Origin of the sequence: Pseudomonas bubulae (assembly GCF_037023725.1) — a bacterium.
GTDB lineage: Bacteria > Pseudomonadota > Gammaproteobacteria > Pseudomonadales > Pseudomonadaceae > Aquipseudomonas > Aquipseudomonas bubulae.
In genome coordinates this window covers 3,949,130-3,969,714 of record NZ_CP146077.1, presented here as the reverse complement: position 1 = coordinate 3,969,714, position 20,585 = coordinate 3,949,130, and the positions used below count along the sequence as shown (strand labels likewise).

26 protein-coding genes and 1 tRNA gene are annotated in these 20,585 nt (G+C 57.4%); 15 read left to right on the top strand and 12 right to left on the bottom strand.

The window, feature by feature from the left end; all coding sequences use genetic code 11:
- Positions 1–62: 62 nt before the first annotated feature.
- The gene (locus V6L81_RS18200) at positions 63–653 is read right to left on the bottom strand and encodes a cysteine hydrolase family protein (protein WP_338660238.1); all 591 of its coding nucleotides are present in this window, start codon (positions 651–653) and stop codon (positions 63–65) included.
- Between the two features lie 272 nt (positions 654–925).
- Here V6L81_RS18200 and prmB point away from each other — a divergent pair, with 272 nt between their 5' ends.
- Both prmB and V6L81_RS18190 read left to right on the top strand, forming a co-directional pair.
- Positions 926–1,834: a 50S ribosomal protein L3 N(5)-glutamine methyltransferase gene (gene prmB, locus V6L81_RS18195; protein ID WP_338660237.1), complete on the top strand. Its 909-nt coding sequence runs from the start codon at positions 926–928 to the stop codon at positions 1,832–1,834.
- A 167-nt stretch (positions 1,835–2,001) separates the two neighbouring features.
- A complete protein-coding gene (locus V6L81_RS18190; protein WP_338660236.1) occupies positions 2,002–3,882 on the top strand; it encodes a glycoside hydrolase family 3 protein in 1,881 nt (626 codons plus the stop codon).
- A gap of 33 nt (positions 3,883–3,915) precedes the next feature.
- Here the strand turns inward: V6L81_RS18190 and V6L81_RS18185 are convergent, their stop codons facing one another.
- Together V6L81_RS18185 and V6L81_RS18180 are read right to left on the bottom strand one after the other, a co-directional pair.
- Positions 3,916–4,707, bottom strand: coding sequence for a hypothetical protein (locus V6L81_RS18185; protein WP_095021343.1), 792 nt, complete (start codon positions 4,705–4,707; stop codon positions 3,916–3,918).
- Between the two features lie 53 nt (positions 4,708–4,760).
- Positions 4,761–5,765 (bottom strand): alpha/beta hydrolase, encoded by a 1,005-nt coding sequence (locus V6L81_RS18180; protein ID WP_240882308.1) that lies wholly within the window; start codon positions 5,763–5,765, stop codon positions 4,761–4,763.
- 192 nt (positions 5,766–5,957) lie between these two features.
- Between V6L81_RS18180 and aroC the strand changes: the two genes are divergently transcribed.
- From aroC to mtnC, 5 genes are all read left to right on the top strand, one after another.
- A complete protein-coding gene (aroC, locus tag V6L81_RS18175; protein WP_095019567.1) occupies positions 5,958–7,049 on the top strand; it encodes a chorismate synthase in 1,092 nt (363 codons plus the stop codon).
- Positions 7,050–7,083: 34 nt separating this feature from the next.
- Positions 7,084–8,232: an MFS transporter gene (locus V6L81_RS18170; protein ID WP_338660235.1), complete on the top strand. Its 1,149-nt coding sequence runs from the start codon at positions 7,084–7,086 to the stop codon at positions 8,230–8,232.
- Positions 8,229–8,849, top strand: coding sequence for a methylthioribulose 1-phosphate dehydratase (locus V6L81_RS18165; protein WP_095019566.1), 621 nt, complete (start codon positions 8,229–8,231; stop codon positions 8,847–8,849). Before V6L81_RS18170 ends, V6L81_RS18165 begins: the two co-directional genes overlap by 4 nt.
- Positions 8,850–8,949: 100 nt before the next feature.
- Positions 8,950–9,495: an acireductone dioxygenase gene (locus V6L81_RS18160; RefSeq protein ID WP_095002038.1), complete on the top strand. Its 546-nt coding sequence runs from the start codon at positions 8,950–8,952 to the stop codon at positions 9,493–9,495.
- Between the two features lie 9 nt (positions 9,496–9,504).
- Positions 9,505–10,188, top strand: a complete 684-nt coding sequence (gene mtnC / locus V6L81_RS18155) for an acireductone synthase (protein ID WP_095021345.1) — start codon at positions 9,505–9,507, stop codon at positions 10,186–10,188.
- An 83-nt stretch (positions 10,189–10,271) separates the two neighbouring features.
- On the opposite strand, the gene V6L81_RS18150 is transcribed toward mtnC, so the two are convergent.
- Entirely contained in the window at positions 10,272–10,550 is a 279-nt protein-coding gene (locus tag V6L81_RS18150) for a DUF3509 domain-containing protein (RefSeq protein WP_095002036.1), read from the bottom strand.
- 292 nt (positions 10,551–10,842) lie between these two features.
- Between V6L81_RS18150 and V6L81_RS18145 the strand changes: the two genes are divergently transcribed.
- The 5 genes from V6L81_RS18145 (at position 10,843) to V6L81_RS18125 (ending at position 15,762) form a co-directional block, all read left to right on the top strand.
- Entirely contained in the window at positions 10,843–11,376 is a 534-nt protein-coding gene (locus V6L81_RS18145) for an ankyrin repeat domain-containing protein (RefSeq protein ID WP_095002035.1), read from the top strand.
- A gap of 68 nt (positions 11,377–11,444) precedes the next feature.
- Positions 11,445–11,975, top strand: coding sequence for a hypothetical protein (locus V6L81_RS18140; protein ID WP_095019565.1), 531 nt, complete (start codon positions 11,445–11,447; stop codon positions 11,973–11,975).
- Between the two features lie 84 nt (positions 11,976–12,059).
- Entirely contained in the window at positions 12,060–12,251 is a 192-nt protein-coding gene (locus V6L81_RS18135; RefSeq protein WP_016781476.1) for a PLDc N-terminal domain-containing protein, read from the top strand.
- A 203-nt stretch (positions 12,252–12,454) separates the two neighbouring features.
- The gene (speE, locus tag V6L81_RS18130; protein WP_095002033.1) at positions 12,455–13,330 is read left to right on the top strand and encodes a polyamine aminopropyltransferase; all 876 of its coding nucleotides are present in this window, start codon (positions 12,455–12,457) and stop codon (positions 13,328–13,330) included.
- 353 nt (positions 13,331–13,683) lie between these two features.
- Positions 13,684–15,762, top strand: coding sequence for an LTA synthase family protein (locus tag V6L81_RS18125; protein ID WP_338660234.1), 2,079 nt, complete (start codon positions 13,684–13,686; stop codon positions 15,760–15,762).
- Between the two features lie 48 nt (positions 15,763–15,810).
- Here V6L81_RS18125 and V6L81_RS18120 read toward each other — a convergent pair whose 3' ends face one another.
- On the bottom strand, positions 15,811–15,969 hold the full coding sequence (locus tag V6L81_RS18120; protein WP_095002031.1) for a DUF3309 family protein: 159 nt from the start codon (positions 15,967–15,969) through the stop codon (positions 15,811–15,813).
- Between the two features lie 201 nt (positions 15,970–16,170).
- Here V6L81_RS18120 and V6L81_RS18115 point away from each other — a divergent pair, with 201 nt between their 5' ends.
- Positions 16,171–16,503 carry a YnfA family protein gene (locus V6L81_RS18115; protein WP_095002030.1) on the top strand — a complete coding sequence of 111 codons (333 nt, stop codon included), beginning with the start codon at positions 16,171–16,173 and terminating at the stop codon, positions 16,501–16,503.
- Between the two features lie 135 nt (positions 16,504–16,638).
- Positions 16,639–16,842: a carbon storage regulator CsrA gene (csrA, locus tag V6L81_RS18110; RefSeq protein ID WP_095019562.1), complete on the top strand. Its 204-nt coding sequence runs from the start codon at positions 16,639–16,641 to the stop codon at positions 16,840–16,842.
- On the opposite strand, the gene V6L81_RS18105 is transcribed toward csrA, so the two are convergent.
- The 7 genes from V6L81_RS18105 to V6L81_RS18075 all read right to left on the bottom strand — a co-directional run bounded on the left by V6L81_RS18105 (position 16,839) and on the right by V6L81_RS18075 (position 20,267).
- Entirely contained in the window at positions 16,839–17,066 is a 228-nt protein-coding gene (locus V6L81_RS18105) for a YheU family protein (protein ID WP_095002028.1), read from the bottom strand. The two genes, csrA and V6L81_RS18105, sit on opposite strands and share 4 nt — an antisense overlap.
- A 45-nt stretch (positions 17,067–17,111) precedes the next feature.
- Positions 17,112–18,113: a glycosyl transferase family protein gene (locus V6L81_RS18100; protein ID WP_095021346.1), complete on the bottom strand. Its 1,002-nt coding sequence runs from the start codon at positions 18,111–18,113 to the stop codon at positions 17,112–17,114.
- Positions 18,110–18,445, bottom strand: coding sequence for a TusE/DsrC/DsvC family sulfur relay protein (locus tag V6L81_RS18095; RefSeq protein ID WP_095002026.1), 336 nt, complete (start codon positions 18,443–18,445; stop codon positions 18,110–18,112). Before V6L81_RS18095 ends, V6L81_RS18100 begins: the two co-directional genes overlap by 4 nt.
- Complete coding sequence (tusB, locus tag V6L81_RS18090) at positions 18,442–18,729, bottom strand: sulfurtransferase complex subunit TusB (RefSeq protein WP_095002025.1); 288 nt, start codon at positions 18,727–18,729, stop codon at positions 18,442–18,444. The genes V6L81_RS18095 and tusB overlap by 4 nt, the downstream gene beginning before the upstream one ends.
- On the bottom strand, positions 18,729–19,091 hold the full coding sequence (tusC, locus tag V6L81_RS18085) for a sulfurtransferase complex subunit TusC (protein WP_095002024.1): 363 nt from the start codon (positions 19,089–19,091) through the stop codon (positions 18,729–18,731). The genes tusB and tusC overlap by 1 nt, the downstream gene beginning before the upstream one ends.
- Position 19,092: 1 nt before the next feature.
- Positions 19,093–19,485: a sulfurtransferase complex subunit TusD gene (gene tusD, locus V6L81_RS18080; protein ID WP_095019560.1), complete on the bottom strand. Its 393-nt coding sequence runs from the start codon at positions 19,483–19,485 to the stop codon at positions 19,093–19,095.
- A 110-nt stretch (positions 19,486–19,595) separates the two neighbouring features.
- Positions 19,596–20,267, bottom strand: a complete 672-nt coding sequence (locus tag V6L81_RS18075) for a Bax inhibitor-1/YccA family protein (protein WP_095002022.1) — start codon at positions 20,265–20,267, stop codon at positions 19,596–19,598.
- A gap of 124 nt (positions 20,268–20,391) precedes the next feature.
- Between V6L81_RS18075 and V6L81_RS18070 the strand changes: the two genes are divergently transcribed.
- A tRNA-Ser gene (locus V6L81_RS18070) sits at positions 20,392–20,479 on the top strand.
- Positions 20,480–20,585: the final 106 nt, after the last annotated feature.

Genomic DNA, 20,585 nt, shown 5'->3' with positions numbered 1-20,585 from the left:
GCAGGCTGGAGCTGGTCCGGGATGGGCGGTTGCAGGGGCCGCCCGTCAACGTCCGGTTCAGATCAAATCAGGTTTTGGGTCAACGTCAGGGTGGCAAAGTTGTCGTTCATGATGGCCATTTCGGCTTTTTGCACTTGCTCGGCGCTGATAATGCCGTCCGCGGTCGGTAGGTCGCGGGTGGCGCAGGCGTCTTCCACCAGGGTGCAGCGCAAGCCGTAGTCCTTGGCCGCACGCACGGTAGTGCTGACGCTGGAGTGGCTCATGAAGCCGCAGACGATCACATCCAGCGAGCCGAGGTTATCCAGGGCCTTTTGCAGCCCGGTGTCGTTGAATGCGTTGGGCATGCGCTTCTCGATAATCTGCTCATCACCCTGTGGTTCCAGGCCCTTGATGAAGGCGCCACGCTCGCCCTGAGGGTCGAACATACCGCCAACGGTGCCCAGGTGACGGATATGGATGACCGGGCGCTTTGCCTTGCGGGCAGCTTCAAGCAGACGGGCAATGTTGGCGGTGGCCGCGTCCATGCCGGAAAGGGCCAATGGCCCGCTCAAGTACTCATTTTGCGCATCGATGATCAGCAGGCTGGCGTTGCTCAGATTGGCTGCGGCATAGCCACGTCCTGTGAGTTGAAACATCGTCTTTAAAGCGGGCATTCGGGGGCTCCTTTGAATGGGGCTTTTGCGACATTCTCCACTGGCGGAGCGTTTATGTGAATGACTAGTCGTGCAGGCCTTGTGGTTGCTGGCCTGTAGCGATGTCAAGCAAATATGTTGTAGCCATAAAATGTACAAAATGGAGCGATTTCAGTTTTTTATTGTACACGGTCTTACTTTTTGAAACGCCGTCACGTGTAGTCGTCCGGCCACCTTTGGCGCGTCGGAGTTTGGCTGTTAGAATCGCCAATCGATTTTGAGGAGTAAGACCATTGATCACTTCCCGCCTGCGCACTCTGCGCGACCATATTCGCTGGGCCGTTAGCCACTTTCATGGGGAAGAGTTGTTCTTTGGTCATGGTACCGACAATGCCTGGGACGAAGCCCGTCAATTGGTGTTGGGTGCGCTGAACCTGCCGTGGGAAATTGCCGATAGTTATCTCGACTGCCGCCTTGAAGACGATGAGCTGGTGAACCTGCAACATCTGCTCAAGCGCCGTATCGAAGAGCGCGTGCCCACGGCCTATCTGTTGGGTGAGGCCTGGTTCTGCGGCATGTCGTTTATCGTCGATGAGCGCGTGCTGATCCCGCGCTCGCCGATCGGTGAGCTGATTGAAAAGCGTTTTGAACCGTGGCTGGGTGCTGAACCTGCACGCATTCTTGACCTGTGTACCGGTTCGGGCTGTATCGGCATCGCCTGTGCCTACGAGTTCCAGAACGCCGAAGTGGTACTGGCTGACCTGTCCTTTGAGGCCCTTGAAGTGGCCAACCAGAACATCGAGCGCCACGGTGTCGACGCACGGGTTTACACCGTGCAGGGCGACGGCTTTGATGGCTTGCCGGGGCAGCGTTTCGACCTGATTGTGTCCAACCCGCCGTATGTGGATGCCGAAGATTTCGCCGACATGCCGGCCGAGTATCAGCACGAGCCGGAATTGGGGCTGGCCTGCGGTGACGACGGCCTGAACCTGGTACGCCGGATGCTGGCCGAAGCGGCTGATCATCTGACCGAAAAAGGCTTGCTGATCGTTGAGGTAGGCAACAGCCAGATACACGTTGAGTCGCTGTACCCGGAAGTCGACTTCGCCTGGCTTGATTTTGAGCGCGGGGGGCACGGTGTATTCATGTTGACCGCCGAACAGTGCCGTGCCCATCAGGGGCTGTTTGCTTCTCGAATCTGATCAGGCAAGAGCATTACAAACGCTGCAATACCTCTTCGCTTTTTGTTCGTCCGCAACTCGATACATTCGACAACGGCTGGGCATCAAGCGAAGCGGTTTTGGCACGCATCTCCCTGAAGTGGCTGCCTGCTTGATGCCCGTATTGGTTTGTATACGAGGATCAAAGCATGACACAAGCGTCCCGGTTTCCTTTGGCTCCCAGCGACACTGATCTCGACACGCGCGCCCGATGCCTCCTTGAGGGCTTGACCCTGCGCGAAAAAATCGGGCAGAAGTTGCTCGTGGCCTTTCGTTATTGGTGTCCTGACGACCAGCCAGCGTGCACCCTGAGTACCACCCGGTTCAATTCCGCCATGGGCGATGCCCTGCGTAACAACGCCATTGGCGGGGTGATTTTGTTTGGTAACAATTTGAGTTCGCTTGAGCAGGGCAGAACCCTTCTGGATGATCTGCGCGCTGTGCCCCCGGTCGCGGGTGAACTCGGCCTGTTGCTGGGGGTGGACGAGGAGGGGGGGGCAGTGTTTCGCCTGCCGCGCAGGGCGGCCACGGTTTTCCCGGGCAACATGGCATTGGCTGCGGCCTGGCACGGCGGTGGTGACGAGCGGATGGCTTATGACCAGGGTGTGGTGTTGGCCGCCGAGATTGCGGCTCTGGGGTTTAACTTGAATTTTGCCCCGGTGGTGGACGTCAACAGCAACCCGTTCAACCCCGTCATCAATGTGCGCGCTTTTGGTGATGATGTACGCACGGTCAGCCTGTTGGCCCGACGCATGATGCAAGGTATGGCTGCACAGGGCGTGATCGCGGCGTACAAGCATTTCCCGGGGCATGGGGATACGGAAACGGACTCGCATATCGGGCTGCCGGTGGTGAACAAGTCCCGTGAAGATGCCTGGGCAATTGATCTGGCGCCCTATCGTTTGGCCATTGAAGCGGGTGAAGCGCCAGAAATGGTCATGACCGCCCATATTCAATATCCTGCGCTCGATAGCACCCTGGTTCAGACGCGCACCGGTGAACCGATTATTGCACCTGCGACCATGTCGCGGAAAATTCAGCACAATATTCTACGGGGTGAGCTTGGCTTTCAGGGCGTGAGCATCACGGATGCGATGGATATGAAGGCCATTGCCGGTTTTTTCGGTCAGGCCGACGCCGTGATAAAGGCTTTTCAGGCGGATGTGGATATCGCCCTGATGCCCATTGAATTTCGTACCGCTCGCCAGGCCGGGCTCCTGTCCGGGTTGGTTGATCAGGTGGTAGCGGCTGTCGAGGCGGGCGATATTGATCGACAGGAACTGGATCAGTCGGTATTGCGGATTGTGCGAATGAAGTTGCGCAACGGGATTACCGCCGAGCAGGGCGCCAGGCCTCGACCTGAGTTGAATATAATTGGCAGCCCGGCACATCGTGCGCTCGAGCAACGTATTACCGCGCAATCCATTACATTGATTCGTAATCAGTGCGCCGCGTTGCCTCTGAAGAACCAGTGCGCGCGGATCTTGATCCTGACCCCGAGGAATGAGCAGGCCGAAGCCTTGCGCCGCAGGTTCGAGGAGGCCGGCTATCCTGCGCTCCTGTTGACAGGCAAGGCGCTGAGAGGCGTTGGCTGGGTTGAGATAAAGCGGGCGATCAACGCCGCAGAAACGGTGATTCTCGGTACCTCTTCAATCGGTGTCAGTGCTGTCGTGCGAAATGCGCATGCCGATCAGTTGTTGTCAGGAGCAACCGTGCAGAGCAGTTTGCAATGGCTGCGCTGTGCCATGGAATACGCCACGTCCCGCGGCAAGCTGGCTATTCATCTGACGATGAACTCGCCCTACGATGTGGTGGAATTTGACGATATCGCCGGCGCCACATTGGCGACCTACTCGTCCAGGGGGTATGACCGAGGTCTGCTGGGGCCAGCCTTGCCGGCTGCTGTGGATGTCATGCTGGGGCGGAGCGTCCCCGTGGGGCGTTTGCCGGTTGATATTTTTGCCCTGGCCGATGGCAGCCAGCCGGGGGCGTTGCGCTACCCCAGGGGAACAGGTCTTGGCTATCCGTAACCCATAGTGACCCTGTGCAGCGGGTGGGTACCATCAGCGGTGCGTCGCAATCCAGATCAACAACCCTGCCTGGAACACCGAAAAGGCTACCAGGCAGGTGATGGTAAAGCGCAGGCCCATTTCTTCGCGCTGGTACCTGCCGAGTTTTTCTTCTTTTTCCCGCAGTTTTACCTCTTGTTCCTGCAAGTTCTGTTCGGCTTGCTGGAGCATTTGCGCAGTCTCAAGAATGTCGAGGAACTGAAGCTTTTCGCCATTCCAGCTGTCCAGCAACTCGCCCACTTGCACGTCTTCGATCCGTGCCTTGAGAAACTGGGCGTCGGCATACACCACATCAAAGCCCTGCACCCGCAAAACATGATCGCGGCGCAGGCGGCTGTCTTCATTCAGGGCGTCCCGGCTGGCCAGGTCGGTGCCGTCAACGCGGTAGTGCGACCATTTTTTCTGCGCCCACAACGCGGCCTGAGCCAGCAGAAAACGGCCGATCCCGCGGTTCGCCGGTTCAACTTGCAAACCGCGCTCAGGGCTGAAACGCACGCGGTGGGTGCTATGGTCGACCCACAGGTCAAGCTGGTTCTGTTCGCTGCGCACGCGCTGGCCCGGCAGGGTGATGGTCATGCGCAGCAGGCTGAGGTCTTTGCTGTGGCGTGTGGCGTGGCCAAACTGCACAAAGCGTAACGGCCGTGCCCCGGTGTTGCGGTCAGTGGGCAGGGGGGCGAGGCGCAGCATGCGCAAATGCTCGGGCTGCACATCGGCCCAAGGCAGCGGCGGGGCCTCGGGCACTTCCGGTGCCTCGGGCCCGGCGGGTTGTGTTGGGGTGTCGCTCATAACGGCTCGATCCTGTGCTGGATGTCAGCCAAGCAAAGACGGCCGACACCGGTTTATCGGCCGTTGTGCGCAGTACTGTAGGGCTGGCCCGCATTGACTTTCGTGATAAAGCGCACAGTTCGGTCGCCCAGTTCGCCTGCCAGACGCTGATTGGGGTCGTTATAGGACTGCACCTGGCGCTTCATGTCCATTGGCACGATGCGCATCACGTGGTTCATGCCATTGATCAGTGTCAGTACGGCATCGGGCTTGGCGGCCTTGAGCAGGCGGGCATCCTTGACCTCTACCTGAATGTCGTGGGTGCCCTGAATGATCATGGCCGGCATTTTCAGTGCGGCGAAAGCGGCAGCCGGGTCATGGCGCAGCAGGCTGATCATGTACGGCTGCACGCTGGGGCGGAAGATCACTTGCAGATCCTTGGGCACCTTGTCGTCGGTCTTGCCGGCTTCCAGGCTGCTGATCAGCTCAAAACTGCGTTTGAGCAGGGCAGGCGGAAGGTGATTGCGTTGCAGTTGCTCGCGCAACAGCACGCCCACCGGGCGCCCTGTACCGGCAATCGAAACCACGCCGGCAGCACCGATTTGTGGGGCTGCCAGGCTAGCGATCATTGCGCCTTCACTGTGCCCGAGCACAAACACCTTGCCAAAGCGCGGGTCGCTTTTGAGTTTCTCGCCCCAGGCCACGGCGTCGGACACATACTGATCGAAGTTGAGCTTTTGCTCGTCAGGCCCGGCAGGCTGGCTCTGGGCGATGCCGCGCTTGTCGAAGCGGACGCTGGCAATATTGCTCTGGGCCAGGCGCCAGGCCAGTTTTTTCAGGGCGTCATTGCGCCCGCCGATAGGGTTGTTGCCGTCGCGGTCAGTCGGGCCGGAACCGGCAATAATCAGCACCACGGGTACGGGCTTGTCGCTCTTGGGCAAAACCAGCGAGCCATACAACGTGCCGGAGCCGGTATCGAGCTCAATGGGCCGCAGCAAGACATTGGAGGGCGGGGCCGCCAGGGCCTGGGTGCCAAAGCCAAACAGGGTCAGTGCTAATATAAGTATTCGCAGCATCATAGCGCCATCATTGTCTAGTGTGCCGGTTGGACAAACCCGGATGAGTAAGGTTCGAGGATGAACTACAGAGGTAGCCTGCGTATACTGGCGCTTTTGGTTATCTGGGATCTGTTCAACATCTGTTGTGTTGCAACAAGACTTGAACTGATCCCGGGCTGAACTTTATCGGCTGATTTTCGCGGAGCGCCCTGCATGTCCGGCAATACCTACGGCAAGCTGTTCACTGTCACCACCGCTGGCGAAAGCCATGGTCCGGCGTTGGTCGCCATTGTTGATGGCTGCCCGCCAGGGCTGGAGCTGTCCCTTGAAGATTTGCAACGTGACCTGGATCGACGCAAGCCCGGCACCAGCCGCCACACCACCCAGCGTCAGGAGGCCGACGAAGTTGAAATCCTCTCCGGGGTGTTTGAAGGCCGCACCACCGGCTGCGCCATTGGCCTGCTGATCCGTAACACTGACCAGAAGTCCAAGGATTACTCGGCGATCAAGGATCTGTTCCGCCCGGCCCACGCTGATTACACCTATCACCACAAGTACGGCGAGCGCGATTACCGCGGCGGCGGGCGCAGTTCGGCGCGTGAAACGGCCATGCGTGTGGCCGCCGGTGCCATCGCGAAAAAGTACCTGGCCACCCAAGGCATCGTGATTCGCGGTTATATGAGCCAGCTGGGCCCGATTGAAATCCCGTTCAAGACCTGGGACTCGGTTGAACAAAACGCCTTTTTCAGCCCTGACCCGGACAAAGTGCCGGAGCTTGAGGCCTACATGGATCAACTGCGCCGTGACCAGGACTCGGTTGGCGCCAAAATCACCGTGGTCGCCGAAGGCGTGATCCCGGGGTTGGGCGAGCCGATTTTCGACCGTCTGGATGCCGAGTTGGCCCATGCGCTGATGAGCATTAATGCCGTAAAAGGTATTGAAATCGGCGCCGGTTTTGCCAGTGTTGCCCAGCGCGGCACCGAGCATCGCGACGAGATGACCCCTGAAGGTTTCCTGAGCAACAACGCCGGCGGCATCCTGGGTGGTATTTCGTCTGGCCAGCCGATCGTTGCCCACCTGGCGCTCAAGCCAACCTCGAGCATCACCACCCCGGGCCGCTCGATCGACGTGCATGGCAATCCGGTGGACGTGATTACCAAGGGTCGTCATGACCCGTGCGTGGGTATCCGTGCCACGCCGATTGCCGAAGCCATGATGGCCATTGTGCTGATGGATCACCTGTTGCGTCATCGCGGCCAGAACGCCGACGTACGCGTCAGCACGCCCGTACTGGGCCAGTTGTAATGCAAGGATTGTTGAGCGTCACGGTCTGACGGCCGTGGCGACACTTCCTTACTGGCGTCTGTCAGGCTTCTATCTTTTCTATTTCGCCTTGCTGGGTGCCACAGCGCCGTTTCTGGCGTTGTACTTCAATCACCTGGGGTTTTCCAGTGCGCGTATTGGCGAACTGGTGGCCATCCCGATGCTGATGCGCTGCGTTGCGCCCAACCTGTGGGGCTGGCTGGGGGACTACAGCGGTCAGCGTCTGCTGATCGTGCGTCTGGGTGCGCTCTGCACCTTGTGCAGTTTTGCCCTGATCTTTGTCAGCCAGAGCTATGCCTGGCTGGCGCTGGTGATGGCGCTGCATGCGTTCTTCTGGCATGCGGTGTTGCCGCAGTTTGAAGTCATTACCTTTGCCCACTTGCGTGAGCAGCCTGAGCGTTACAGTCAGATTCGTTTGTGGGGCTCGATCGGTTTTATCCTTACCGTGGTGATCCTGGGCCGCCTGCTCGAATGGCTGAGCCTGGATATCTACCCGGTGGCGCTGCTCGTGATCATGGCTGGCATTGTGCTGTGCAGCCTGTGGGTGCCCAATGCGCAGCCCTCCAGCCTGGGCCGCAAGCAGGTGGAAGGCGGGTTCTTGAAGCAACTGTTCAGCCCGGGCGTGCTGGCGTTCTATGCCTGTGTGGCGCTGATGCAAATGAGCCACGGCCCGTACTACACATTTCTGACTCTGCATCTGGAACACCTCGGCTATAGCCGTGGTGTGATCGGCTTGCTCTGGGCCCTGGGAGTGGTGGCCGAAGTGCTGATGTTTTTGGCCATGCGCCGTATCCTGCTGAAATTTTCTGTGCGCCGGGTGCTGATGTTCAGTTTTATCCTCGCTGCCTTGCGCTGGCTGTTGCTGGGGTCTTTTGCCGAGCACCTGTGGGTGTTGCTGTTGGCGCAGCTGCTGCACGCCGCCACCTTTGGCAGTTTTCATGCCTCGGCCATGACCTTTGTGCAACGCAGTTTCGGTCCCGGCCAGCAAGGCCAGGGCCAGGCCCTGTACGCCACGCTGGCCGGTATCGGTGGCGCCGTGGGGGCGCTGTACTCCGGTTACAGCTGGAACACCCTGGGCCCCGCTTTCACCTTTAGTATGGCGAGCGTCGCAGCGCTGGCTGCAGCCGTTATCATTGCCACCCGACTGCAAGAGGACAGGCCATGAGCCTTACCCGTGAACACCTGAGCCTGGAAATCATTGAAGCCGGGCGCTTTTTATATGCGCGTGGCTGGTCACCGGCTACCAGCAGCAACTATTCCACCCGGCTGTCGGCCAGCCAGGCGCTGCTGACGGTGTCGGGCAAGCACAAGGGCCAGCTGGGACCTGATGATGTGCTTGCCACTGACCTGGCAGGCAACAGCCTGGAACCAGGCAAGAAACCCTCCGCTGAAACCCTGCTGCATACCCAGTTGTACAGCTGGCGCCCCGAAATTGGCGCGGTGCTGCACACCCATTCGGTCAATGCCACGGTGCTGTCGCGCCTGACGCCGGGCGACAGCATTGAATTTGAAGACTACGAACTGCAAAAGGCTTTCAGTGGCGTCTCGACCCATGAGTCCAGTGTGCTGGTGCCGATTTTTGACAATGATCAAGACATCGCGCGGCTGGCGGCCAAGGTTCAGCCATGGCTTGAAGCCCACCCGGACTGTGTGGGCTATCTGATTCGCGGGCATGGCCTTTACACGTGGGGCGCGCGCATGAGCGACGCCTTGCGCCAGATCGAAGCCTTCGAGTTTTTGTTTGAATGCGAACTGAAAGCTCGCGCAATACTCAATCGTTAACGCTGACTTCACCGTGAAGAAGCTCACACCCTGATTTGAACGGTCTGCCTGAACGGCCTGTAAAAGCCGAATGCGCGCCGAAGCCGAGGAACCACGCCCCATGAGCAGTTTGTCCGTTTATCACGTATCGAGCCCGGAACTCCCCAACAAGGTGCTCACCCATTTTGATGATATCGCTTCAACACTGGCCGAGCAGGGCGTGCGCTTTGACCGCTGGCAGGCCGCCACGCAGATCCAGCCGGGGGCCAGTCAGGATGAAGTGATCAACGCCTATCGCGTGCAGATTGACCGGCTGATGAGCGAGGGTGGTTATGTCACCGTGGACGTGATCAGTCTCAACAGCGATCACCCGCAAAAAGCCGAATTGCGCGCCAAATTCCTCGACGAGCACCGCCATGGCGAAGATGAAGTGCGTTTTTTCGTCGCCGGTCGTGGCTTGTTTACGCTACATATTGGCGACTATGTGTATGCGGTGTTGTGCGAAAAGAACGATCTAATTTCTGTACCCGCAGGCACGCCGCACTGGTTCGACATGGGTGAGCATCCGCATTTTGTCGCCATCCGCCTGTTCAACAACCCGGAAGGCTGGGTTGCCAACTTTACCGGCGAAGACATCGCTGAACGCTTCCCGCGCCTCGAAGACTAAGGATCTCCCATGCCGATCAAAGCCATCCTGACCGATATCGAAGGCACCACCAGCGCTGTCAGCTTCGTATTTGACGTGTTGTTTCCGTATGCGGCCAAACATCTGCCCGGGTTTGTGCGCGAGCATGCCGAAGACCCTGAAGTGGCCATGCAGCTGGGCGCAGTACGCCTGGATAGCGGCGAGCCTGAGGCCGATGTCGAACGGGTCATCGAGATCCTCCAGCAATGGCTGGCCGAAGACCGCAAGGCCACACCACTCAAGGCCTTGCAAGGGATGATCTGGAAGCAGGGATACGCCGCGGGTGAGCTTAAGGGCCATGTTTACCCGGACGCGGTCGAAGCGCTGCGCGAGTGGCATGCCAAGGGGTATGACCTGTATGTCTACTCGTCAGGTTCGATACAGGCGCAAAAGCTGATTTTTGGCTGTTCCGAGGCGGGTGACCTGACGCCACTGTTCAGTGGCTACTTTGACACCACCTCCGGGCCCAAGCGTGAGGCGCAATCCTATCGCCACATTACCGAGGCCATAGGCTGCCCGGCCGGGAAGATCCTGTTTTTGTCGGATATCGTTGAAGAACTCGATGCTGCACAGGCGGCCGGCATGCTGACCTGCGGCCTGGCCCGTGAGGGTGGGGAACTGGCGGGACATAAAACCGTGAGCAGTTTTGCCGAGATTGACCCTGCCGCAATTTAAACAACACTGCTGTGGGAGTGAGCCTGCTCGCTCCCACAGTCATGCCGTTCTCTATCGCGGACTGCTTTGCACTACCCTTGGATTTAGCGGGTGTGATAGGTCGGCAGGGCAAAACGATGCTGGCTTTGCAGCAGCGAAATGGTCGGCAATTCACTGGCAGTGCCTGCCAGGTCACGACGAATCGCGCTGATGGCCCAGGTCAGTTCCTCGGCGGTATGCAGTTGGGTGTAAGAAAGTGTGCGCTGGGTCTGTTTGCCTTCGTTGTCACACAATGTCAGCAGCACGCCGCCATCCGGGCGGGGTTTAACGGTGACAGTGTGGTTGGAGAACAACGATGCGAATTTTTCCTGGATCAGGCTCATATGTTCAGCTCCATTAGCGCTTGAATGCTTGTATGGAGTAGAGATTGCAGTGATTGTGCCACTATTCTTTTTTTAAAAAATCCATATAAATCAACAGCTTATAATTTATGCAAAAAGCATTTATCGTGCATTTTGCATGAGTGGCCATCGTGCATCCTGCATTTTGCCCAGTCGGTATCAGGCTCAGACAGCTGATTGATTGTTCCTATGGGTGCATTGAGCAAAAAAGGGGTGACACCGTGTCTGCGTCTCAGGAAACTAGGTTTTTTTTGTAGCCAGGGTGGAACCTTACATGTCAGAGAACAAGCCAGCAGACCAGAGCCGCCAGATGACCCCGGAAGAGGCCGCCGACTTTGCCGAGCAGGTGTTCAACAAGGCACGGGATGGTGATGCTGCAATGCTGGCAGCCTTGCTGAGCAAGGGCTTGCCGGCCAATTTGCGCAACCACAAGGGCGATACCCTGTTGATGCTGGCCAGCTATCACGGCCACGTTGAAGCGGTGAAGGTGCTGCTTGAGCACAATGCCGACCCCGAGATCCGCAATGACAATGGCCAGAGCCCGATTGCAGGTGCTGCCTTCAAGGGCGACCTGGAAATGGTCAAGACCCTGGTTGAAGGTGGCGCACAAGTTGAAGGCGCATCATTTGATGGCCGTACAGCGCTGATGATGGCCGCCATGTTCAATCGTGGGGAAATCATCGATTACCTGATCAGCAAGGGCGCCGATCCAAAAGCCAAGGACGCCAATGGCATCACCGCCCTGGATGCCGCCAGGACCATGGGCGCAGCCGAAACCGTGGCGCAACTTGAGAAGCTGTTGGGCTGATCGCCCCTTGAAGGGCGCAATTGATATATCCTGCGCGCCCTTAATTTTCCTTGTGACAGGCCTCGCCCATGAAAACCACTCTCGTTGAACTCATCAGCAAAATCAGCTCTGGGTGCATGGGCGACGACGAAATCGCCTCCATCGCGGACGAGGCGGCTCAAGCCTACGCCGATCAGGCAGCATTTCTGCTTGCCAACCCGGACATCAACTACGACGACAGCTTCCCGATCCCGCTGGGTGAATGGGTTGTGGTGGGCAGCTTGCCGGAAACGGTGTTGTTCCAGGCCGATACCTGGATGGACCTGTTTGCCCAGATCGTCGCCTCTTTCGGTCCTGATGTAGCGTTCAATATCAAGCCAAAGCAATTGGCCAAGACCGAAGCGCTGACCGCGCTCAACCGCATCCAGATCCAGATGGGCAGCATGAGCCCGGAGCAGGGCGGTTATGTGCTGGTCAACCTGAGCCAGCCGCTGGACGACGAAATCCAGGTGGTGCTGGTTTACGGCAATGACGTGCCGCGCGTGCTGGAACTGTGTGCCGAAGTCGGCATCGCCGCTGCGCCATCGCTGGAAGCCCTCAAGGTTGCCGTCCACGTCTGAAACCCTGGCTGCTGCAATAAAAAACGGAACCCTGGCCGCGGGTGACTATCCTATGAGCACAAGTACTCACTCGGGAGCGTCATCATGGGTTCAACGTTTAATGGTCTGATCGGTCTGATTATTCTGGCCCTGGATATCTGGGCCATCATCAACGTAATCAAAAGCGGCGCCGGGACGGGCGCGAAAGTGCTTTGGGTGCTGCTGATTCTGTTCCTGCCGGTACTGGGGCTGGTGATTTGGGCCATCGCCGGGCCGCGGGGCAATGTGCGTATTTGAGCTGCTTGCCAGCGGGCAGCGACGGTAAATCGTGGTTGCCCGCTTAGATTGTCGGCGTCAAGGTTCGACCTGTCATGTTCCTCGACGTAGAATGCGCGCCTTTCTTGGGCAGTTGGACCCGTGTCGCGATAGCGGTATGAGGTTCGGCTGTCGATCATGGGCGGGTGACCGTCCGTTGCCACCAGCATTCAAGGGGACTACCCATGGCCGAATCGCTTGACAACCACTATCTCGAAACCCTTTACGAAGGCTATGGCCAACGCTTTCGCATGGACAAGCTGCTCCATGAAGTGCGAACCGATCACCAGCATCTGGTGATCTTCGAAAACCCGGTCATGGGCCGCGTAATGGCTCTGGACGGCGTGATCCAGACCACCGAAGCGGACGAATTCATCTACCACGAAATGCTTACCCATGTGCCGATCCTGGCCCACGGTGCAGTCAAGCGCGTGCTGATCATTGGCGGTGGTGATGGCGGCATGTTGCGCGAAGTCTCCAAGCACATTGGCATTGAGCACATCACCATGGTCGAGATCGACGGCACCGTGGTGGACATGTGCAAAGAGTTCCTGCCCAACCACTCCAAGGGTGCGTACGACGATCCACGCCTGAATCTGGTGATCGACGACGGCATGCGTTTTGTCGCCACTACCGAAGAAAAATTCGACGTGATCATCTCGGATTCCACCGACCCGATCGGGCCGGGCGAAGTGCTGTTCTCCGAGAACTTCTACCAGGCTTGCCATCGCTGCCTGAATGAAGGGGGTGTACTGGTCACCCAGAACGGCACGCCATTTATGCAGTTGCAGGAAGTGCAGACCACCGCCGGGCGCATGCGCAGCCTGTTTGCTGACTGGCATTTCTACCAGGCTGCCGTGCCTACCTATATCGGCGGCTCCATGACCTTCGCCTGGGGTTCGACTGATGCGAGCTATCGCAAGTTGCCGCTTGAGACCCTGCGTCAACGTTTTGCCGGTAGCGGTATCGTGACCCGCTACTACAATCCGGAAGTTCATATCGGTGCTTTCGCCTTGCCGCAATATGTTTTGCAGGCTATCAACAAGCCAAGCAACGACTGAGGCTGTGCAGTAGCAAGGCAGGGCGTCAGTTGTAGAACTGTGGGAGCGGGCTTACCCGCGATGCAGGCGACGCGGTTTAAAGTTGGACCGCGTTGCTCCAATCGCTAACAAGCCCGCTCCCACAGGGAATGAGCGCCCTTTCTTATGTTTCAAGATGTGCTCTGCACGAAATTTTCACGGTACCTTTAAGACAATTCGCACGCAAAATTTTGCCTGTCTACTCGTAAACGCCTCAGTTCAGGCGTTTCTGGTGGGTCTCGGGTCAAAATCTGTGTAATTAAAGAGCGATGCACCCGTGGCAAGCCACCGGTGATAAAGCCACTTCAACTTGAACCAATGGGTCCTAAAACGACATGGCAAACCCGGACGCCCCAAGCCAACAGCACGCGGCCACGCGTGTGTTGCAACCGACCGTCAAATCGCATCTGGCGTTTACGCTGCTCTGTGCCTTGATCATGATGGTGATGTTCACCCTGTTGCGGGTGGCATTGCTGGTTTACAACCGGGAAATGATCCTCGACACCCCGGCATCGACGTTCCTTGAAGCCTTCGGCAACGGTCTGCGCTTTGACGCGCGGATTGTCGTGTACTTCAGTATTCCGCTGCTGCTGGCGGTGCTCAGTGTCAAGGCCATGGCCATGCGCGGTGTGCTGCGTTTCTGGCTGACTGCAGCATCCAGCCTGGCGCTGTTTTTGGGCCTGATGGAGATGGACTTCTACCGTGAGTTCCATCAGCGTCTTAACGGTCTGGTTTTCCAGTATGTGAAGGAAGACCCGAAAACCGTGATGAGCATGCTTTGGTATGGCTTCCCGGTGGTGCGTTACCTGCTGTCCTGGGCTGTCGGCACTGTCATTTTGTACTTTGCCTTCCGCGGCGCCGACCGCGTGACCCGTTCCAGCGCTACCCGCGCGGCTGCTGGCACTTCGCGTGCGGTGGCGCCCTGCTACGGCCGTGCAGCGGTATTTGTCGTGCTGCTGCTGGTGTGTGTGGTCCTGGCCCGTGGCACATTGCGTCAGGGTCCTCCGCTGCGTTGGGGTGATGCCTACACAACCGACTCCAACTTCGCCAATCAGTTGGGGCTCAACGGCTCTCTGTCATTGATTGCCGCTGCGAAAAGTCGCTTCGGTGACGATCGCACCAATATCTGGAAGGCTACCCTTGAGCAGCCCGTAGCGACGCAGACCGTGCGCGACATGCTGCTGACTGAAAATGACAAGCTGGTTGATCCTGATACCGCTCCTGTGCGTCGCGATACCACGCCGCCTGCGGAAAAAACCCTGCCTATCAAGAACGTCGTCGTAATCCTGATGGAAAGCTTCGCCGGTCACTCGGTGGGTGCGCTGGGTCGTCCGGGCAATATCACCCCGTACTTCGATGAGCTGTCCAAGCAAGGCTTGCTGTTCGAGCGCTTCTTCTCCAATGGCACCCATACCCACCAGGGCATGTTCGCCACCATGGCGTGCTTCCCGAACCTGCCGGGTTTTGAATACCTGATGCAGACCCCGGAAGGCAGCCACAAGCTGTCCGGCTTGCCGGAACTGCTCAGCGCTCGCAAGTTCGATGACGTGTATGTCTACAACGGCGACTTTGCCTGGGACAACCAGTCTGGTTTCTTCAGTAACCAGGGCATGACCACTTTTGTAGGTCGTAACGATTTCGTTGACCCGGTGTTCTCTGATCCTACCTGGGGTGTGTCCGACCAGGACATGTTCAACCGCGGCCTGGAAGAGCTGAAAAAGCGTGAAGGCAAAGAACCTTTCTATGCGCTGCTGCAAACCCTGTCCAACCACACGCCGTATGCCTTGCCTACGCCATTGCCGGTCGAGCCGGTAACCGATCGCGGTTCGCTCAACGAGCATTTGACGGCGATGCGTTATTCCGACTGGGCGCTGGGGCAGTTCTTCGAAAAAGCGCGCAAAGAACCCTACTTCAAGGAAACCCTGTTTGTGATCGTGGGCGACCACGGTTTCGGTAACGAGCAGCAGATTTCCGAGATGGACCTGGGGCGTTTCAACGTGCCGTTGCTGCTGATCGGCCCTGGTATCCAGGAGAAGTTTGGTACACGCACTGATATCGTGGGCACTCAGGTCGACATCGTGCCAACCATCATGGGGCGTCTGGGTGGTGAGTTCCGTCAGCAATGCTGGGGCCGTGACCTGCTGACTCTGCCTGAGGGTGACAAAGGCAGTGGTGTGATCAAGCCGTCTGGCAGTGACCAGACCGTGGCGATCATCAGTGACGACCACTTGCTGGTGCAGCCTAAAGACATGCCGGCCAAGGTTTGGCAGTACAAATTGGGTGCCAACCCTGAAGCGACAGTGGTCACTGACTCGCCTGAAGCGACCGAGCTGAAGAAAAAGCTCGAATCCTTCCTGCAGACCGCGACCAAGAGCCTGCTGGACAACACCGCAGGTGTGGCTGATCCGAAATAATCAGCCAGTTAAATAAAAAAGAGGCCTCAGGGCCTCTTTTTTATTGGGTCAAATCTTGCCGAGCAACAGTAATATCAACAGTACAACCAGTACGGTACCGATAATCCCTGAGGGGCCATAGCCCCAGCTTTTGGAGTGCGGAAACACAGGTAATCCGCCGATTAACAGCAAAATCAGGACGATCAGAAGAATTGTGGTCATGAGCATTTCCTTTTTGTGGTGTTCCGCCAACGTTCAGTTTTACGGGGCGCCGCTTCAGGAACAAGGATGGGCAGTGCTTATAAAATCCGACTCTCCAGCTCGATGAATAATTCAACTTTTTTCATGCCGTACTCAAAAACAGTTCTGCCTTGATCGGTGGCAGGTGCGCAGGTAGGGTGGCGCGCTGCCCACCTGGAAACACTGCACATGCTCAATTACGTTTGGTTTTTTTTGGCTGCTCTGTTTGAAATTGCAGGCTGCTACGGGTTCTGGATGTGGCTTCGTCAGGGCAAAAGTGCCTGGTGGGCTTTGCCCGCTATTCTGAGCCTGGTGCTGTTTGCCCTGCTGCTGACCAAGGTTGAGGCAGCCTATGCCGGGCGGGCCTATGCGGCCTATGGCGGGATTTACATCGTGACATCCATTGCCTGGCTGGCAGTAGTGGAACGTATCCGGCCACTGGGCTCAGATTGGCTCGGGGTAGGACTGTGCGTGATTGGCGCGACCATCATCTTGCTGGGACCGCGTTTTACCCCCTCGTAAAGGGAAAATTCCGTAGGGAGTACGTAGGAATAAGCCTTGTATGCAGTAGGTTGTAACTGAATTAACTTGTAAGTATTGAAGCCGGTTTTTATGCCGTGCAGTCTTTGTGGCTCCCCACCCTTGAGGATGAGAGCCATGCAGATACTGAGTCGAACCGTCGGAGAGCATTTTTCAATCGGGGAAGATATAACGCTGTTTGTCATCGCCGTTAACGGCAACAACGTGCGCCTGGGGATTGAAGCTCCCAGGCATATCAGCGTGCATCGCTCGGAAATTTATGAGCGGATAAAAAACCAGCCCGTCGGGCAGCAGGCAACCGGATCTTCGGCCAAGGTTTAATCAAAAAATTCCTTCGGTACCGCGTGCCTGGGCATCAGTTGGCATTGCTGGCTTTCCAGATCGAAGAAAATTACTGCCTGGCCTTTGCTCAATGCATGTCGAACCCGCAGTACACGGGTTTCCTGGGGAGTGTCATCGCCGTTGTCCGTGCCGTCGCGACTCACAAAGTCCTCGATCAGGCGGGTGAGGGTGTCGGGTTCAAGCTGGTCGTAGGGGATAAGCATCTTGGGCTCTCGTAAACAAGCGTGTTGAGGTGGTTGGCCTTGGGCTTAAATCGCCTTGTTGCGGTTGTCCCAGTAATGCTGAGCCAGTTCAAAAGCTTGCGCCCGGGGTGTGCCCAGACCGCGCAATGCCAGGGCCATGGTCGACAGCAAGGCCAGTTGCGGGTAGCTGTCCTGGACTTCTCCACGCCACAATGCCTTGAGGTGTTCAGGGTCTAGTGACGCTGGTTTGACATGGCGCTGTGAAGACAGTGCTGGCCATTCTTCATCCCAGTCAACACCAGCTGTAGTGCCGTAAAGATGGCTTGCGCTATCGGGGTTGATTTCGACTTCGCCGCCATCACCCTTGACCACAATACTGGTGTCACCCAGCAAACCGCTGGCTTCGCGATGCACGCTTTGATAGCCCGGATGGAAGATGCTTTGCAGGCCGCAGCGCGCACCCAGCGGGTTGAGTATGCGAGCCAATGAATGAATCGGCGAGCGCAGCCCGAGGGTGTTGCGCAGATCGATCATGCGTTGCAATTGTGGCGCCCAGTCCTGCAGCGGCATAAAGGCCGGATTCCCCGCATCCAGGGCCTCGTTGACACTTTGCCAGTTGCGACACAGTGGAATGGCCAGCGCGTCGAGAAGCTGCTCGCTGTACATTCGGCCCGCGGTATGGGCGCCGCCGCCATGCATGAAAATGCGTACACCGTGCTGTGCCAGGCACTTGGCTGCCAGCAAGTACCAGGGCAGGTGGCGTTTTTTACCGGCGTAAGTCGGCCAGTCAATGTCGACCTTGATCGCGGGAGGTGTCAGTCGCTCCCTGACGGCCTCGGTAAAACCGGCCATTTCCTCTGCGCTTTCTTCTTTATGCCGCAGCAACATGAGGAAGGCGCCCAGTTGCGTGTCTTCTGCCTTGTCGTCAAGCAGCATGCCCATGGCTTCGCGGGCTTCTTCCCGAGTCAGGTTGCGGGCACCCCGTTTGCCTTTGCCCAGGATGCGTACAAATTGCGCAAAAGGGTGTTCGGCGGGAGTTTCAAGTGTCAGCGCAGCGGGAGTGTTCATAGGCAATTGGTCGGTTTGGGCAGGCCCGCCAGCTTGGCGGCGAGTTTGGCAGGGGTGCCGTTAAACAGTCGGTTGAGATGCAGGCTATTGCCCTTTTCTGGACCCAATTTGAGTGCCGTGTACTTGATCAGAGGGCGAGTGGCAGGCGATAGCTCGAACTCCTGATAAAAGCTGCGCAACAACTCGAGGATTTCCCAGTGTTCGGCGCTCAACTCAATACCTGCCTGCGCCGCCAGTGCCTGAGCAACATCAGCGGACCAGTCGTTGAGATCGAGCAGATAACCGTCCTTGTCCAGCTCGATATTTTTACCGTTGAGGGTGAGCGTATTCATAGCCAGCTGTTGACCTTGTCGTAACGAATCGACAGCTCGACGAAAGCCGGGTAATCAACGCAGGCCGCCCATGGCGGACATTCCAGGTTGCGTGCCTGCAAGTCCTCTTCAAGGATAAATACGGTTTTTCCAGTCAGGGCTGTGAGAGCAGTGCCTTGAAGCTGCAGGGCATACACCGCGTCGCCACAGAGCAAAAGGGCATCGTCGCTGCCTAACACGCGAAGACAGCTGCTCAGGCGTATGTCAGAAAATGGTGAGTGGCTCACAACATGTAGAGTCGACATCAGAGGGTGATCACTTGGTCATAACGGTCAATAAGAGCGCGGACAGCTTCAGTCGACAAGGGCTGCACATCAATTGCCGCAAGCCCCTCGGTTGAGATGCCGCGTTCGTCAAGGCTGTGGTTGCAGGCAAACAGATCGTCAACGCCGAACATGGACAGGGCCTGCAGATTGGCCGTTAGATTCTTCTGCTGGATGGCTGCGGCATTTTGAGTCGCCAGCAGCTGAAAAATACCGTCATCCATAAACAGCAGGGCAATCGGCAAATCAAATGCACCGCCTGCCAGCACGATATCCAGTGCTTCTTTGGCGCCGGGCCCCGACCACGGTGCCTGACGGCTGATAATCAATAGTGACTTGGGCATTTCAAGGTCCCCCGAAACAGATCAATCGATCGGCCGATTGAATGGCATCGTGCAATTGGCCCAGTCCGGACAACTCCCAGGGTGCATGAACATTGACCCCGGGCCGCTGATAGCGTGCGGACTCGTCTTCATTGAGTACACCGCGGCGCAAGGCAGCGGCAATACAGACCACACCATCGAGTTGGTGCTGGCTGACAAAAGTTGCCCATTGTTGCGCAAGGTCCTGCTCGTCTTGCGGCGTGACGATATTGCTCGAGGCAATATGAACACCGTCCTGATAGAAGAACAAACGGACAATTTCATGGCCGCCTGCCAGCGCTGCCTCGGCAAAGCGCAAGGCTCGACGGGAGGAGGGGGCATGGGCCGCTGAATAAAGGGCAATGGCGAATTTCATGGTGGGCTCTGTCGGCAAATCTGGGGCAATGATAAAGCCAGATGCCCAAAGATGCTTGTGGCAGACAACAAAAAGCCCGCCGAAGCGGGCTTTTGTATAGCGGTTGTTGATCAGTCGTCGCGGCTCATGATGCCGAAAATTTGCAGCAGGCTGATAAACAGGTTGTAGATCGATACATACAGGCTGATGGTAGCCATGATGTAGTTGCGCTCGCCGCCATGAATGATGGCGCTGGTCTGGAACAGAATGCAGACCGACGAGAACAGTACAAAACCGGCGCTGATAGCCAACTGCAGGCCGCTGATCTGGAAGAAGAAGCTCGCCAGCGTAGCGCCCAGCAGAACAAAGAAACCGGCAGTGATGAAACCGCCGAGGAAGCTCATGTCCTTGCGAGTGATCAATACATAGGCAGACAGGCCGCCAAATACCAGAGCCGTCATGGCAAAGGCAGAACTGACCACCTCGGCGCCGCCCTGCATGCCCAGGTAACGGTTGAGAATAGGGCCCAGCAAGAAGCCCATGAAACCGGTAAGGGCAAAGGCAGAAACCAGGCCCCATGCCGAATCACGCAGCTTGTTGGTCAAGAAGAACAGGCCGTAGAACCCGATCAGCACAACGAAAATATTGGGATAGCCGACCCGCAGCTGCTGCGAGACATAAGCCATCACACCGCTGAAAGCCAGGGTGAGGGCCAGCAAACCGTACGTATTGCGCAGGACGCGGCTAACCTCTAGCTGCTCGGCCTGCACGCTGCTATTAACTGCGTAATCCTGTTCGCGCATGGCGATACTCCTGTGTTTAGAAATGTTAAGTAGCAAAGATCATAGCAGAGGCTCTGAAACAAGCGATCAAGAGAGTTTGACAACGTGTTTCATTCAGGTATTATGGCGCCCGAAACAACGTATAGGAGGTGTGGCCGAGTGGTTTAAGGCAACGGTCTTGAAAACCGTCGACTGTAACAGGTCCATGAGTTCGAATCCCATCGCCTCCGCCATATTGCTACACCGCAGAGCCCGCCTTTTGGCGGGCTTTGTCGTTTCTGGGGGGTGGGGAAGGGCGCTGCACCGAGCTCGTCGTTTTCGCATAGCTTCAGACCGTGT

Coding starts and splice junctions, on each gene's coding strand:
- V6L81_RS18115 (WP_095002030.1), top strand. CDS start 16,171: ATGCTCAATTACGTTTGGTTTTTTTTGGCTGCTCTGTTTGAAATTGCA.
- V6L81_RS18190 (WP_338660236.1), top strand. CDS start 2,002: ATGACACAAGCGTCCCGGTTTCCTTTGGCTCCCAGCGACACTGATCTC.
- tusC (WP_095002024.1), bottom strand. CDS start 19,091: ATGCCCAAGTCACTATTGATTATCAGCCGTCAGGCACCGTGGTCGGGG.
- V6L81_RS18180 (WP_240882308.1), bottom strand. CDS start 5,765: ATGATGCTGCGAATACTTATATTAGCACTGACCCTGTTTGGCTTTGGC.
- V6L81_RS18125 (WP_338660234.1), top strand. CDS start 13,684: ATGGCAAACCCGGACGCCCCAAGCCAACAGCACGCGGCCACGCGTGTG.
- tusD (WP_095019560.1), bottom strand. CDS start 19,485: ATGAAATTCGCCATTGCCCTTTATTCAGCGGCCCATGCCCCCTCCTCC.
- V6L81_RS18100 (WP_095021346.1), bottom strand. CDS start 18,113: ATGAACACTCCCGCTGCGCTGACACTTGAAACTCCCGCCGAACACCCT.
- V6L81_RS18140 (WP_095019565.1), top strand. CDS start 11,445: ATGAAAACCACTCTCGTTGAACTCATCAGCAAAATCAGCTCTGGGTGC.
- V6L81_RS18075 (WP_095002022.1), bottom strand. CDS start 20,267: ATGCGCGAACAGGATTACGCAGTTAATAGCAGCGTGCAGGCCGAGCAG.
- V6L81_RS18095 (WP_095002026.1), bottom strand. CDS start 18,445: ATGAATACGCTCACCCTCAACGGTAAAAATATCGAGCTGGACAAGGAC.
- V6L81_RS18160 (WP_095002038.1), top strand. CDS start 8,950: ATGAGCAGTTTGTCCGTTTATCACGTATCGAGCCCGGAACTCCCCAAC.
- V6L81_RS18120 (WP_095002031.1), bottom strand. CDS start 15,969: ATGCTCATGACCACAATTCTTCTGATCGTCCTGATTTTGCTGTTAATC.
- aroC (WP_095019567.1), top strand. CDS start 5,958: ATGTCCGGCAATACCTACGGCAAGCTGTTCACTGTCACCACCGCTGGC.
- V6L81_RS18165 (WP_095019566.1), top strand. CDS start 8,229: ATGAGCCTTACCCGTGAACACCTGAGCCTGGAAATCATTGAAGCCGGG.
- V6L81_RS18150 (WP_095002036.1), bottom strand. CDS start 10,550: ATGAGCCTGATCCAGGAAAAATTCGCATCGTTGTTCTCCAACCACACT.
- V6L81_RS18185 (WP_095021343.1), bottom strand. CDS start 4,707: ATGAGCGACACCCCAACACAACCCGCCGGGCCCGAGGCACCGGAAGTG.
- csrA (WP_095019562.1), top strand. CDS start 16,639: ATGCAGATACTGAGTCGAACCGTCGGAGAGCATTTTTCAATCGGGGAA.
- speE (WP_095002033.1), top strand. CDS start 12,455: ATGGCCGAATCGCTTGACAACCACTATCTCGAAACCCTTTACGAAGGC.
- V6L81_RS18200 (WP_338660238.1), bottom strand. CDS start 653: ATGCCCGCTTTAAAGACGATGTTTCAACTCACAGGACGTGGCTATGCC.
- V6L81_RS18135 (WP_016781476.1), top strand. CDS start 12,060: ATGGGTTCAACGTTTAATGGTCTGATCGGTCTGATTATTCTGGCCCTG.
- V6L81_RS18145 (WP_095002035.1), top strand. CDS start 10,843: ATGTCAGAGAACAAGCCAGCAGACCAGAGCCGCCAGATGACCCCGGAA.
- tusB (WP_095002025.1), bottom strand. CDS start 18,729: ATGTCGACTCTACATGTTGTGAGCCACTCACCATTTTCTGACATACGC.
- V6L81_RS18105 (WP_095002028.1), bottom strand. CDS start 17,066: ATGCTTATCCCCTACGACCAGCTTGAACCCGACACCCTCACCCGCCTG.
- mtnC (WP_095021345.1), top strand. CDS start 9,505: ATGCCGATCAAAGCCATCCTGACCGATATCGAAGGCACCACCAGCGCT.